Source organism: Streptomyces sp. NBC_01092 (assembly GCF_045039535.1).
In the GTDB taxonomy this organism is placed as follows: domain Bacteria; phylum Actinomycetota; class Actinomycetes; order Streptomycetales; family Streptomycetaceae; genus Streptomyces.
Genome location: NZ_CP108659.1, coordinates 1,506,665 through 1,519,646 on the forward strand (window position 1 = coordinate 1,506,665; position 12,982 = coordinate 1,519,646).

A 12,982-nucleotide genomic window follows, 5' to 3' on the forward strand; every position below is an offset into this window, starting at 1 on the left:
TCGTTCTCTCATCGGGGCTGTCATGTCACTCCCGCCCTCGCGCCAGGTACTCGGCGAGGCTCAAGGTCGTTCCCGGCCGCCCCTTCGACGGTGTCCGCTGCCGTGACCCGCCGGGCGGCGCCCCTCCCGCCGTCACCTCCAGCCGCCCGATCTGCACCTGCACCACCTGCTCGGGCGCCCGCGCGGGGCGCCGGGCGGCGGCCTGCCGTACGGCGTCGCGTGCCGCCGCCGTGTCCGCGGCGCTGGGCCGCAGGGGGTTCGACACGGCGGCGGGGGTGGCGGCGTCCGTACCCGGGGGGGTGGGTACGGACGCCGCGCTCTGGGGGGCGCCCCGTTCGGGGCGCCCGCGTCCCGTCGCACGCTGCACGGCGTCCGGTGCCGGCCGTGGGCCGGGCGTGACCGCCGCGACGGGGCGCAGCAGCGGCGTCTCGGGCAGGGCCCTGGTTGCGGGCCGCGGCGCCGGGTCGGCCGGGGTGTGTTCGGTGCGTACGACCGTCCGCTCCCGTTCCACGAGCGGCCGGAGCGCGGGCGTCGCCTGGCGCGGCGCCTCCCCCGGCCGTGCGGCGGACGGCGCGGTGGCGGGCCACAGCAGGTCGGAGCCGTCGTCCGGTTCCGGTGCGTTGCTCCGTACCGCCTCGACCCGCTCGAACGGGCCGGGCAGCCGGGGACGTACCCGCGTCACGCCCGGGCGCGGACCGGCGGCGGCCGGGGTGTGCCGGGCGATCAGCAGGTCGAGGAAGTCGGGCACCGGCGCCCCGTCGGCGTCAGACATCCGCACACAGCTCCAGGTAGTAGCGGCGCCGCAGCGGGCTGAGCGCCAGGATCTCCGGCTCGCCCCAGCCGTACGACGTGGCGAGCAGATGGACATCGAGCAGCAGGTCCCGGGCCCAGGCGTCCAGTTCGGTCCACAGGTAGGAGGCGATGTCCAGCTCGGCCCGGGTGGCCTCGCCGCAGTCGGGGCAGGCGACGTTGAGCGTCACGTCGGCCCCCGGGTCGGCCGCCTCGACGGCCTCGGCGATCCGGCGCTGGACCGGGACGGGCAGATCACCGGCGGCCACGGCCACGCCGTCACGCGCTGCCGAGACCAGGCACCGGGCGAGCAGGGCGGCCCGCGGGTCCGCCGCCCGGGCCGCCGCCGTCAGATCGGCGACCCCGGGCAGCCGGAACTCCACGTCCCAGCCCTCCTGTTCGACCCGCAGCAACGGCTCGCGCTCGACATTGGGCCCGCCCAGCGACCGGGCGAACTCCCCGGCGTCCAGGTCGAACTCCATGTCCTCGCCGCACGCCGTGCAGGCCAGCCGCACCTGCATCCGCTCCCCGAACAGGGCGCGGCGCAGCGCGAACAGGTCGGCCTCGCGCTCCCCCACCGGCAGCACCGGCAGGGTCGCTGTGTCGACGTCCGGGCGCGCCGTGCGGTGCAGCAGCAGGGCGCGCCCCGTCGGCGCCTCGGCGAGGCCCGCCTCCCAGGTGGCCAGCAGTTCGGCCGCCCCGGTGATCCCCATCTCGTCCCCCCTTTAACTACCCGCTGCTCAAGCCGGGTTGAGGAAGGACGGCTCCTCCGGCTCGGGCACCTCGTAGTCCCGCTCCCAGCCCTCGCACTCGAGCTTCAGCGACTGGATGGCCACCGCGTTGGCGTTGGCGTCCAGCTCGCCGAGGACCTGGTACTCGCTCGGCCAGGTCCGGTACAGCTTGTGCGAGACGGCGACCTGGCCGGCTTCGTTGAGGACCTGGATGACGATGTCCTTGCGGAAGTCGGCGAGGGACACCTCGGAGCCGAGGCCCGCGCCGACCTGCCAGACCTTGTTGGCCCAGCGGTCGAACTCGGGGTCGTGGGTGACCCCGCGCTCCAGGGTGATGCCCTCGAACTCGGAGCGGCCCGGCGACTTGCGGGGCGACGACGGGTCGCCTCCGTGCCGGTGCTTGACGACTTCCGTCGTCCGCTTCAGTGGACTGATCTTGCTGATGCCCGCAACCGTGCGACCGTCCCACAGGACCAGGAACTTGAAGTTCTTGTAGGGGTCGAAGCGATGCGCGTTGACCGTGAACTCAGCCATCGGATTCCTTCAGTTCTCCACGATTCCCCGCGCCTAGAGCGCGAACTGCCCGGACGTCTGCTGGATTTTGACGATCACGAACTCCGCCGGCCGGACCGGTGCGATGCCGACGAGGACGTTGACGATGCCGTTCTCGATGTCCTCGGCGGTCGTCGTGTCGCTGTCGCACTTGACGAAGTACGCCTCGCGCGGGGTGCCGCCCTTGAAGGCGCCCTGACGGAAGAGGGTGTGCAGGTACGAGGAGGCGGCGAGCCGGATCTGCTGCCACAGGTTCTCGTCGTTGGGCTCGAACACCACCCACTGCAGGCCCCGCTGGAGGCTCTCCTCGACGTGCAGCGCGAGCCGGCGCACCGGCACGTACTTCCACTCGCTGTCGAGCGCGTCGGAGCCCTCCAGCGTGCGCGCGCCCCAGACGACCGGGCCGGTGACCGGGAAGGTGCGCAGGCAGTTGACGCCGAGCGGGTTGAGCAGGCCGGTCTCGCGGTCCGTCAGGTTGACGGTGAGCGAGTGCACGCCCGCGAGCCGCGCCTCGGTGCCGGCGGGCGCCTTCCACACGCCGCGCTCGGAGTCGGTGCGCGCGATGACGCCGGCGATGGCGCCGGACGGCGGGAAGGAGCGCAGCCGGCCCGTGAGCGGGTCGGTGAGCTGCAGGTGCGGGAAGTACAGGCCCGCATGGTTGCCGCGCACCGCGTCGAAGGCGGCGAGCCCGGCGCGTGCGGTGTCGACGCTGACCCAGGTGCTCGGCGAGTCGACCAGCAGGAAGATCCGCCGCTCGGCGCACAGCCGCTGGGCGGCCGAGATGACCGTGAGCGCGTCCTCGGTCTTCTCGTACGCAGCGAGCTCGGGCAGCGCCAGCAGGTTGACGTCGGCGACGCCGCGCAGCGCCTGGATGCCCGTCTTGTCGGCCTCGGAGCCGATGAGGTCACGCGGACCGGGCGCCTCGCCGTCCTCGCCGCCCTCCAGCGGGAAGACCGGCGGGTTGACGGAGGCCTCAAGGCCCAGGTCGTTGGCGCACTCGCCGAGGAAGCGGACGACGTCCTCGGGGTCGGTGGAGCCGGCGACGACCTGGATACGGCGGCCGAAGGCGGTGACCTCTGCGCCGGCGAAGGCGTGCTTGCCGGGCGCGTCGGGCAGAGCGCGCAGCTTTCGCTCCAGGAGCAGCGCCAACTCGGCGACGCTGCACGGGGCTTCGCCGTCGCAGTCGGGGTCGTAGAGCTTGAACTCGCGCTCCACCTCGCCGATCTTGACGGTCAGGTCGACTTCCAGGTTCGGCAGTTCGTCGCCGAACGGCTTGGAGACGGTGCCGGACGGGTCGGGGCGGCCCTCGCCGACGACCTCGACGCGGATCAGCTTCGAACCCGCGTTGATCACGGTCTGCGCGTAGCGCCCGTTGGCGGGGTCCATGGACAGGCCGGTGAAGCTCTCGCGGGCGTCGCCCTTGGCGTCGTAGACCCGGAGGTTGAAGGTTTCGTCGGGGCACGGCGTGTCGTGGTCGACGGCGACGCGCAGGCCGTTGCCCCAGACGCCGGGTTCCTTGGCGTGCACCTCGAGGACCGGGCCCTCGCTGTGGCCCTCGGTGGACTTGAGGGTGACGCATGCGGCCTTGCCGCTGCCGGCCTTGGCGACGCGGACGATCACCGCGATGGTGCCGCCGTTGCCGAAGAACTGGTGGACCGCGTAGCCGACGGCGCTCTGTGCGCTCAGGCCGCCGAAGCGGCGCTCGAACTCCGCGAAGCTGGTGACGCGTACCGGCTCGTTGAGCGGACCGCGTCGGGTGTGGCCCACGAAGGCGGTCACGGACGTGGTCAGGGTCGAGATCGTACGGGTACTGCTGGGAAGCTCTTCGACGTAGACGCCGGGATACGTCGGCTTGGCGGCGCTCAGCGCGCTCATCGGCATTCCCCCTCCTTATCCCTGTCTCGGGCACCGGGACGAAGGCACCAAGAGACGGCACAGGGAGAAGTGCCGGACGCGTGCACGAACAGCCCCCGCCCAGTCGTTGGCGGCGGCCGTGCGCACCGCATCAGTTCCCCCGTCAGTACCCCGGACTTGTCGGCCGTCCGAGCCAAGCGACGCGCTTGTGACTCCTGATGCTCAAGTGCTCGATCCACCTTGCTGTGTTCGAAGTTGACCGAGCAAGGCGCCTTCAGGCCACCCCAGAAGGGGGTTTGGTGAAGGCGCCCTCCCGGCATCCACACATGTCGCCTGCGCGCCTCGGCCAGGTGGTTCACGGATTCTGCACAGCGGGTGTCACGGCACGGTGCCGGGCCGGCCCCGAGCCACCCGGAGCCACCGTGGAACCCCTCACCCGGGTCGTTCAACTGGTCGCACGCACGTGCGATCTACGCGAGTCGTACACAATCCTCTGTGGCTGGTTTTCCGGGGGTGACGCGATCCGGTTTCCTCCACACCTGCTGCGAGAGGGTCAGGGAGTGGGTGACTCGGGCCCGGGGACGACGATCGGCGCCTCGGCCTCGGCGCGGGCGCGCGCCATGCCGTTCTCGACCTCCTCGCGGGAGACTTCCTTGTAGAAGCGTTCCCCGTGGGCGTCGGTGATGTCGATGACGACGCCGGTCCACTCCTCGGCGGGCTCGTCCGGCACGTGCCCCAGCTGGTACTCGGCTTCCCGGAGCAGCTCCTCCGTGACCCGAACACCGGTCAGCCTCTCGGCAAGAGCGAGGACCGCCGCCTTGGTGTCGACGCCCGCGCCGGTGTCGTCCTCTTCCTCGGACAGGTCGAAGCCGACCTCACGCATCACGGAGACCAGCCCCACGCCACCGTCGAAGTCCAGGACGAGCGTCCAGTCGCCGCCGGCGCCCGGCACGGTGAACGCACCTCAGATGAAGGACTCGTCCCAGTAGTCCGACGCGTCGCGCAGTTCCTGCTGCCGCCCGCTCAGCCATGCCCCACAGCCTGACGGCCGCCGCTGACAAGGGCCCGTGAGGCGGGCTCGGTACTGCACCAGCGAACCAGCCGCCGTGCGCCATAAGGTGACCCCCGACCGCACGACGTGAGGGGTGAGGGCGTGGGTTCTGACGGTTCGGCAGCCGTGTTGGTGACCGGCGGGAGTGGGTTCGTCGGGAGTCATCTGGTACGGCGGCTCCTGGAGCGCGGCCACCGGGTCCACGCCACCGTGCGCGGTACGGCCGCCACCGCCAAGGTGCGGCCGCTGCGGGAGATGCAGGAGGCGCATCCCGGCCGACTGTCCCTGTTCGAGGCCGACCTGCTGTCCGAGGGCGCCTTCGACGAGGCGATGACCGGCTGCCGGACGGTGTTCCATGTGGCGTCGCCGTTCCGTATGCCGGAGAAGATCAAGGACGGCCGCCGGGAGATGGTCGACCCGGCACTGCTCGGCACGCGCAATGTGCTGGCGGCCGTCGAACGGACACCCACCGTGGACAGGGTGGTCCTCACCTCCACCGTGGGCACGATCTTCGGTGACTACGCGGACGTCCTGACGATGGACGGCGCGGTGCTCTCGGAGCGGTACTTCAACACCACCAGCACGGTGGAGCACAACCCGTACCACTACGCCAAGACGGTCGCGGAGCGCGCCGCCCGGGAAGCCGAGGCCGCCCAGGGCCGCTGGCGCCTGGTGTCGGTCAACCCCGGCCTCATCCTGGGCCCGTCCCTGACACCCGCCTCCGAGTCCGGCAGCCTGTTCCTGCTTGAGGAGCTGTTCAAGGGCTACTTCTTCTACGGCGCCCCGGACTTCAGCTTCGCCACGGCGGACGTGCGCGACGTGGCCGACGCGCACATCGCGGCGGCCGAGAACCCGGACGCGAAGGGCCGTTACATCGTGGCCGCCGAGACCATGACGTCGTTCCACGAGATGTCCCGCATCCTGCGGACCCGGTATCCCCGTGACCTCCGCCTCCCGCGCACCGCGCTCCCGCACTGGCCGGTACGGATCCTGGGCCCGGCCTTCGGCCTGACGCAGGATTACGTCCGCAAACACCTCGGCATCCGGTTCCGGGTGGACAACAGCCGGAGCGTGAGCGAACTGGGCATCACCTACCGCCCGATCGAGCAGACGGTCCTGGATCACTACGAAGCGTGGCGGCGCAGGCGCACCGCGAAGTGACCCGGCCGCCGCTCCCCCGTAAGCGTCGAAGGTCACAGAAACGTATCGGACATTTAACGCCTCAACCTTCACGGGAGGCGCACAAGTTGGCTAGGTTACGGATCAGGCCGCACGACGAACTCCGGCGAACCCCGCCGGGACGCGCGGCCTCCGCCGAGTCCGGTGCGCCCGCAGGGGTTCACTGGAGCCGGGGACCCAACCGAACTTGGGGTGAATCGGCCAACTGCCCTGCGGGGCAAGGGTCGTAGGGCAAACCTTCCGCAATCCATCGCCCGAACCCTCCCCCAGAGCCTGAACGGCCTGGGGGTACCCCCACCGCTAACTCGGTAGGCGGAGTACGGAAGGAGCACGTCGCCCATGGCGCCGGAAGGCACCGCGCGACCGGGGGCCCTGAGCCTGCCCGGCATGCGCAACTCCGCACTCGCGTCGGCGGCTCTCACCTCGGTGGCGCTGCTCGGCCAGACGGCGGGCGCCGCCCCCTTGTCCGCTGACGAGGCACCCAGCCGCGAGGAAGTCAGCCGCCGGGTCTCCTCCCTCTACGACCGGGCCGAGACCGACTCGGGAACCTTCAACGCCACCCGCGCCTCGTCGACGGGACCACGCAAGCGCGACGCCCGGCCGGAGGGCGCCGGACCCGCATCTGCCGCCGGGACCCGGGCGAGCGACATCGGGCGGGACGACCCCGCGCTCGACAGCGTCACCCAGCAGTGGTTCGACGTAGCGCGCGCAAAGCGCGGTCCGACCGTGCCGGCCGTGCTGCCGCGCGACAGAACGCCGGACCGTCCCGCAGCGCGCAGGCCCGCGCGTGCGACGCAGGATCTCGCCCCGGCGCGGGAGCCGTCCGGTCGGGCGCCGCTGGAGCTGACCGCCGGCCCCTCCGCCGAGTTGACGTCCGCTCCGGGCGCCGGGAGGGCTGCTGTTGCCGAGCTGACCGCCGGCCCCGTCGCCGCGCTGCCGGCCGCGCCCGCGGTCCCGCAGGGGGATGTCCAGGCCACCCAGGTCCTCCCGGCCGCCCCCGCCCTGCCCGCCTCGACCGCTCCCGGTTTCCAGGCCGCTCCGGCCGTCGCACCGGCGGCCGATCCGCAGCAGCGGTCGGGCCTGCGGACGACCAAGGAGCAGAACCGGCGCAAGCTCGACCGGGCCCACGAGCTGCTGTCCGTGTACGCCATGGGACAGAGCGCTCCGCCGACGGCCGTCGCCGCCCTGCCCGCCGCCGACACCTGGAGTGCCACGCCGGCCCAGCCACAGGCACTGCCCTCGGCCGACGACCAGTGGCAGGCCCTGCAAGCGCAGTCGGCCGCCGACCTCACCACGGTCCCGCCCGGCGCGATGGCCTGGCCGACCTCCGCAACGGCCCTGGAAACGGACGCCTTCGCGATCCCCGCCACGGACCCGATCCTCGGCACCACCACCGCCGCGCCCCCGGCGTTCGCCGACAGCACCGCCCTCACGGCGACGGGGTCACAGGACACGCGCGCCCTGCGGGCCCTGGAGTTCGCCCGTGCGCAGTTGGGCAAGCCCTGTGTCTGGGGCACGACCGGGCCGGACGCGTTCGACGGTCCCGGCCTCACCCAGGCCGCCTGGAAGGCCGCCGGCATCACCCTCCCGCGCACGGCCCCGGAGCAGGCGACGGCGGGGCAGGGCATCGCCCTCACCTATGTCGACCCCGGTGACCTGGTCCTCTTCCACGCCGGGCACGTCGGGATCTACTCCGGGAACGGCATGATGATCCACGCCCCGGGACCCGGGGCACTCATCCGCGAGGAGTCCATCCACTACGCCGGAGAAGCGGCGATCCACAGCGTGATACGGCCCGCCTGAGCCGACGACCGGCCGGCCACCGCGTCGCTCGACGGTCACCACCGCGTCACCGCCGCCCCGTCTCCTCCGAGGCGGGGCGGTCCTGTGTCGTGCCCCCGGGACAGTGCGCCGCGCCCACCGCGACGGCTGACGCACCGCCACCCCACCTCGGCTTTGTCGATACGTCCTGACATACCCATTGACATCATCTGCGGGCCGCCGCATAGTACCTGCCACTAGAGCGCGCTAGTGGAGCGCTCCAGCCGTTATCCAGCGGGCGGTACCCGTGAACCTCCCCCCACCTGAGAACCCGCCCCGATCAGCACAGCGAGGTGCATGGGACATGCGCAGACACCACCGAGCCGCCGGCCTGACGGCCGCCACGTTGGCCGCCGCCCTGTTCGCCGCCGGATGCTCCAGTGGCTCCGGCGGGAAGCAGTCCGAGGAGGGCGTCACGGACGCCTCGGCGGGCAAGGCCACGACTCCCCGGATGACCGTGGCCATGATCACGCACGCGGCGCCCGGTGACACTTTCTGGGACCTGATCCGCAAGGGCGCCGAGGCCGCCGCCGCCAAGGACAACGTCAAGCTCGTCTACTCCAGCGACCCGAGCGCCGGCAACCAGGCCAACCTGGTGCAGAACGCCATCGACCAGAAGGTCGACGGCATCGCCCTCACCGCGGCCAAGCCGAGCGCGATGAAGGCCGTCATCGGCAAGGCCGCGGCAGCCGGCATCCCGGTCGTCGGCTTCAACGCCGGCCTGGACAACTGGAAGGACCTCGGCATGCTCGAGTACTTCGGGCAGGACGAGAACATCGCCGGTGCGGCATTCGGCGAGCGGCTGGGCGAAACCGGCGCCAAGCACGCCGTCTGCGTCATCCAGGAGCAGGGCCACGTCGCTCTGGAAGCCCGGTGCGCCGGTCTGAAGAAGGGGTTCAAGGGCAAGACGGACATCCTCTACGTCAACGGCACCGACATGCCGTCCGTGAAGTCGACGATCACCGCCAAGCTCCAACAGGACTCCTCCATCGACCAGGTGGTCACGCTCGGCGCCCCGTTCGCGCTGACCGCCGTGCAGTCGGTGTCCGACGCGGGCAGCACGGCCAAGGTCGCGACCTTCGACCTCAACAAGGAGCTGGTGACGGCAGTCCAGGACGGCAAGGTCGAGTTCGCCGTCGACCAGCAGCCCTACCTCCAGGGCTACCTGGCGGTCGACTCGCTGTGGTTGTACCGGACCAACGGCAACTTCAGCGGGGGCGGCACCGCTCCCGTGCTGACCGGGCCGGCCTTCATCACCAAGGAAAACGTCGACGCGGTCGCCGAGTTCGCCGCGAAGGGCACGCGCTAGGCGCGTACAGGGACAGGCGAGGCCGGCCGTGACCGCGACGGGGCGCGGCCGGCCTCGCCGCTGCTTTGTCAGCGGGCCGGCTCCTGCGGGGCCGGCCCGCTCGTGCCCCGGACGACGAGCTTGGGGTCCAACACGGCCTCGCGCGGCTGGAGTTCCGGGTCCTCCAGCCGCTCCACTGCGAAGCGCACAGCGTGCTCGGCCATGAGGACGGCGTCCTGGCGGACGGTGGTCAGGCCGATCGGCATCAGGTGGGAGAGGTGGCTGTCGTCGTACCCGACCACGGACAGGTCGCGCGGGACCTCGACACCGGCCCGCGTCAGGGTCATCAGCAGGCCCATGGCACACCGGTCGTTGCCCGCGAGGACCGCCGTGGGCAGGGGCAGCCCCTGGTCGCGCTCCGCCAGCAGCAGACGGCCCGTCTCGATGCCCGACTCCTCGGTGTGGGTGCCGGGGATCACCCGCCGCTCGTCCGTCAGTCCGTGCCGGCGCATCGCCGCCCGGTAGGCGCGCCGCCGCTCGGCCGAGCCGGGGCCGCGCCCGCCGTCGATGTGCACGATCCGGCGGTGGCCCAGCTCCACGAGATGGTCCATGGCCTGGCGCACACCCTTGCCTTCGGCGCTGTGCACGAAGTCCACGTGGGCGCCGGGCGCGCGACGGGCGACCGAGACGGTCGCCGCACGGCGTCCGAGCGCGTCGAGGTAACCCGGCTCGGCGTCGGGGGCGAGCAGGATCAGCCCCTCGCAGCGGTGACCGAGCAGCGCCTCGATCGCCTTGGACTCGCCGCGGCCGGGGGTGGTCCCGGAGAGCAGGACGTCGTAGCCGAGCCGCTCGGCCTCCGGGTAGATGCCCGCGATCAGGTCGGTGTGGAAGGTCTGGTGGACGATGAACATCACGCCGAGCGTGCGGCTGCGGCCACGGGCGAGCAGCCGGGCCGCGTTGTCCGGGCGGTAGCCGATCTCGTCGGCGACGCGCAGGACCCGCTCGCGGGTCTCGCGACCGGCGCCCGGCAGATCCCGGAAGACGATCGAGACGAGCGCCCGGGAGACGCCGGCCTTCTCGGCGACGTCCGCCATCGTGGGCCGCTGACGGCCTGACACATCCACCTGTGAACCCACCCTTCGACGCCGTTCACCTTAACGAGGTCGCGAAATCTTCCGGCAACAAGCTATTGACATGACATTTGGACCAGGGTCATCGTACTCGAACTAGAGCGCGCTAGTAGAGCGCGACAGAATCACATTCGCGGTTACGTCCGCTGACGTCCGTCCCCTCCCCGAAGGACTTGTCATGGCAACGGCGCCAACCTCGCTCCGCACCATCGCGGGCAACCTGTGCCTGGGCTCGGCCCCCGACTCGTGGGGCGTCTGGTTCCCCGAGGACGACCAGCAGGTCCCGTACACCCGCTTCCTCGACGAGCTCGCCGCGGCGGGGTACGAGTGGCTGGAGCTCGGGCCGTACGGCTACCTCCCCACCGACCCGCGCCGGCTCAAGGAGGAGCTCGACGCACGCGGCCTCAAGGTCTGCGGCGGCACCGCCTTCGGCGCGCTGCACCGGCCCGAGGACTGGGACGAGATGCTGGCCCACGTCCGGCGGGTCGCCGAGCTGACCGCCGCGGCGGGCGCCCACCACCTGGTCTTCATCCCGCCGATGTACCGGGACGAGAAGACCGGCGCGTTCACCGAGTCCCCGGAGCTGACCGCCGAGCAGTGGGCGGGCTTCGGCAAGGCCGCCGACCGGCTCGGCAGGCTGCTGCTCGACGAGTACGACGTGCGCCTGGTGATCCACCCGCACGCGGACAGCCACATCCAGACCCAGCCGGAGATCGAGCGGCTGCTGAACGAGTCCGACTCCCGCTGGACCAACCTGTGCCTGGACACCGGCCACGTCGCCTACGGCGGCGGCGACAACGTCGACCTGATCCGGCGCTACGGCGAGCGCGTCGGGTACGTGCACATCAAGCAGATGGACCCGGAGATCCTCCGCCAGGTCGCCGCGCAGGACCTGTCGTTCGGCGAGGCCGTCAAGCGCGGTGTGTGCGTGTCGCCGCCCGCCGGTGTGCCGCGGCCCGTCGACGTGGTGGCCGAACTGGCCCGGCTGGACGCCGAGTTGTTCGTGATCGTCGAGCAGGACCTGTACCCGTGCGCGCCCGAGGTGCCGATGCCCATCGCCGTGAGCACGCGTGAGCACCTGGCGGGCTGCGGCCTGACCGGGACGCGACGTCCGGCCCTCAAGACGCTCGACGACCAGTGAGGAGAGGGCCCATGGACGTCAGGGACGACACGACGAAGAGCCCGCCCTCGGTCACGGACGACGCCCCACCGGAGGTGTCGCGCCGACTGCGGCTCATCACCCTCATCGCCACCTTCGGCGGACTGCTCTTCGGCTACGACACCGGCGTCATCAACGGCGCCCTGCCGTACATGACCGACGACCTCGGTCTGACCGCGGTCACCGAGGGCATGGTCACCAGTTCGCTGCTGCTGGGCGCGGCCCTCGGTGCCGTCGTCGGCGGGCGGTTGTCGGATGCGCGCGGGCGGCGCCGTACGATCCTCGCCCTCGCGATGCTGTTCTTCGTCGGCGCACTCGGCTGCACGCTGGCGCCGACGACCGCCGTCATGGTCGTCGCCCGGTTCGTGCTCGGCCTCGCGGTGGGCGGCGCCTCGGTGACCGTGCCCGTGTACCTCGCGGAGGTCTCCCCCGCGGAGCGGCGCGGGGCGCTGGTCACCCGTAACGAACTGATGATCGTCAGCGGCCAGTTGCTGGCGTTCACGTCCAACGCGATCATCGCCCGGGTGGGCGGCGAGTCCGGCGGGGTGTGGCGCTGGATGCTGGTCATCGCCACGATCCCGGCCGTGGTGCTGTGGTTCGGCATGCTGGTCATGCCGGAGAGCCCGCGTTGGCTCGCCTCCCGGACCCGCTTCGGCGAGGCCCTGGAGGTGCTCAAGCAGGTGCGCTCCCAGCAGCGCGCCGAGGCCGAGCTCGCCGAGGTGTCCGCGCTCGCCGTCAAGGAGGACCAGGAACGGCTCGGCGGCTGGCAGGACATGAAGGCCACCCCGTGGATCCGCAAGCTGATGCTCATCGGCTTCGGCATCGCGATCGTGCAGCAGATCACCGGCGTGAACACGATCATGTACTACGGCACCCAGATCCTCACCGACGCCGGCTTCGCCTCCGACAGCGCGCTGACCGCCAACATCGCCAACGGCGTGATCTCGGTGCTGGCCACCTTCGTCGGCATCTGGCTGCTCGGCCGGGTGAACCGACGCCCCATGCTGATGGTCGGTCAGGTCGGCACCACCGTCGCCCTGTTGCTGATCGGCGTGTTCTCGCTGGTGCTGCCGGCCGGTGACGGGCGTGCCTACGCCGTGCTCGCCATGACCGTCACCTTCCTCGCCTTCCAGCAGGGCGCGATCTCGCCGGTGACCTGGCTGATGCTGTCGGAGATCTTCCCGATGCGGATGCGCGGCTTCGGTATGGGAGTCGCGGCGGTGGTGCTGTGGCTGACGAACTTCGTGATCGGGCTGGTCTTCCCGTCGCTGGTCTCCGGCATCGGGATCTCCCACACCTTCTTCCTGTTCGTGGTGGCGGGCATCTTCTCGCTCACCTTCGTGAAGCTCTACGTCCCCGAGACGAAGGGCCGTTCGCTGGAGACCCTCGAAGCCGAACTCCGGGCGCGCTTCTCCTGAACACCCCCTG

11 protein-coding genes and 1 riboswitch are annotated in these 12,982 nt (G+C 71.5%); of the genes, 5 read left to right on the top strand and 6 right to left on the bottom strand.

Annotated elements, in window-relative coordinates:
* Positions 1-25: 25 nt before the first annotated feature.
* The 5 genes from OG254_RS06460 to OG254_RS06480 all read right to left on the bottom strand — a co-directional run bounded on the left by OG254_RS06460 (position 26) and on the right by OG254_RS06480 (position 4,878).
* Positions 26-772: a hypothetical protein gene (locus tag OG254_RS06460; protein ID WP_405578183.1), complete on the bottom strand. Its 747-nt coding sequence runs from the start codon at positions 770-772 to the stop codon at positions 26-28.
* Positions 765-1,502 carry a hypothetical protein gene (locus OG254_RS06465; RefSeq protein WP_405578186.1) on the bottom strand — a complete coding sequence of 246 codons (738 nt, stop codon included), beginning with the start codon at positions 1,500-1,502 and terminating at the stop codon, positions 765-767. The genes OG254_RS06460 and OG254_RS06465 overlap by 8 nt, the downstream gene beginning before the upstream one ends.
* A gap of 27 nt (positions 1,503-1,529) precedes the next feature.
* Entirely contained in the window at positions 1,530-2,054 is a 525-nt protein-coding gene (locus OG254_RS06470) for a phage tail protein (protein WP_004003113.1), read from the bottom strand.
* Between the two features lie 33 nt (positions 2,055-2,087).
* Complete coding sequence (locus OG254_RS06475; RefSeq protein ID WP_351194310.1) at positions 2,088-3,953, bottom strand: phage tail sheath subtilisin-like domain-containing protein; 1,866 nt, start codon at positions 3,951-3,953, stop codon at positions 2,088-2,090.
* Between the two features lie 526 nt (positions 3,954-4,479).
* Positions 4,480-4,878: a DUF6461 domain-containing protein gene (locus OG254_RS06480; protein WP_405578191.1), complete on the bottom strand. Its 399-nt coding sequence runs from the start codon at positions 4,876-4,878 to the stop codon at positions 4,480-4,482.
* Positions 4,879-5,079: 201 nt separating this feature from the next.
* Between OG254_RS06480 and OG254_RS06485 the strand changes: the two genes are divergently transcribed.
* From OG254_RS06485 to OG254_RS06495, 3 genes are all read left to right on the top strand, one after another.
* The gene (locus OG254_RS06485) at positions 5,080-6,138 is read left to right on the top strand and encodes an NAD-dependent epimerase/dehydratase family protein (protein WP_405578194.1); all 1,059 of its coding nucleotides are present in this window, start codon (positions 5,080-5,082) and stop codon (positions 6,136-6,138) included.
* A gap of 141 nt (positions 6,139-6,279) precedes the next feature.
* Positions 6,280-6,487: riboswitch (cyclic di-AMP (ydaO/yuaA leader) on the top strand.
* Between the two features lie 8 nt (positions 6,488-6,495).
* Positions 6,496-7,959, top strand: a complete 1,464-nt coding sequence (locus tag OG254_RS06490; protein ID WP_405578197.1) for a C40 family peptidase — start codon at positions 6,496-6,498, stop codon at positions 7,957-7,959.
* A gap of 322 nt (positions 7,960-8,281) precedes the next feature.
* A complete protein-coding gene (locus OG254_RS06495) occupies positions 8,282-9,286 on the top strand; it encodes a sugar ABC transporter substrate-binding protein (protein ID WP_405578200.1) in 1,005 nt (334 codons plus the stop codon).
* A gap of 68 nt (positions 9,287-9,354) precedes the next feature.
* On the opposite strand, the gene OG254_RS06500 is transcribed toward OG254_RS06495, so the two are convergent.
* Positions 9,355-10,359: a LacI family DNA-binding transcriptional regulator gene (locus OG254_RS06500; RefSeq protein WP_405594868.1), complete on the bottom strand. Its 1,005-nt coding sequence runs from the start codon at positions 10,357-10,359 to the stop codon at positions 9,355-9,357.
* A 214-nt stretch (positions 10,360-10,573) separates the two neighbouring features.
* On the opposite strand from OG254_RS06500, the gene OG254_RS06505 reads away from it, so the two are divergent.
* A complete protein-coding gene (locus tag OG254_RS06505; protein ID WP_405578203.1) occupies positions 10,574-11,536 on the top strand; it encodes a TIM barrel protein in 963 nt (320 codons plus the stop codon).
* Positions 11,537-11,547: 11 nt separating this feature from the next.
* Positions 11,548-12,972: a sugar porter family MFS transporter gene (locus OG254_RS06510; protein WP_405578205.1), complete on the top strand. Its 1,425-nt coding sequence runs from the start codon at positions 11,548-11,550 to the stop codon at positions 12,970-12,972.
* The last annotated feature ends 10 nt before the right edge of the window (positions 12,973-12,982 follow it).

Excerpts from the sequence above, each read along its gene's own strand:
- OG254_RS06460 (WP_405578183.1), bottom strand. The coding sequence starts at position 772 with ATGTCTGACGCCGACGGGGCGCCGGTGCCCGACTTCCTCGACCTGCTG.
- OG254_RS06470 (WP_004003113.1), bottom strand. The coding sequence starts at position 2,054 with ATGGCTGAGTTCACGGTCAACGCGCATCGCTTCGACCCCTACAAGAAC.
- OG254_RS06500 (WP_405594868.1), bottom strand. The coding sequence starts at position 10,359 with ATGGCGGACGTCGCCGAGAAGGCCGGCGTCTCCCGGGCGCTCGTCTCG.
- OG254_RS06490 (WP_405578197.1), top strand. The coding sequence starts at position 6,496 with ATGGCGCCGGAAGGCACCGCGCGACCGGGGGCCCTGAGCCTGCCCGGC.
- OG254_RS06495 (WP_405578200.1), top strand. The coding sequence starts at position 8,282 with ATGCGCAGACACCACCGAGCCGCCGGCCTGACGGCCGCCACGTTGGCC.
- OG254_RS06465 (WP_405578186.1), bottom strand. The coding sequence starts at position 1,502 with ATGGGGATCACCGGGGCGGCCGAACTGCTGGCCACCTGGGAGGCGGGC.
- OG254_RS06510 (WP_405578205.1), top strand. The coding sequence starts at position 11,548 with ATGGACGTCAGGGACGACACGACGAAGAGCCCGCCCTCGGTCACGGAC.
- OG254_RS06505 (WP_405578203.1), top strand. The coding sequence starts at position 10,574 with ATGGCAACGGCGCCAACCTCGCTCCGCACCATCGCGGGCAACCTGTGC.
- OG254_RS06475 (WP_351194310.1), bottom strand. The coding sequence starts at position 3,953 with ATGCCGATGAGCGCGCTGAGCGCCGCCAAGCCGACGTATCCCGGCGTC.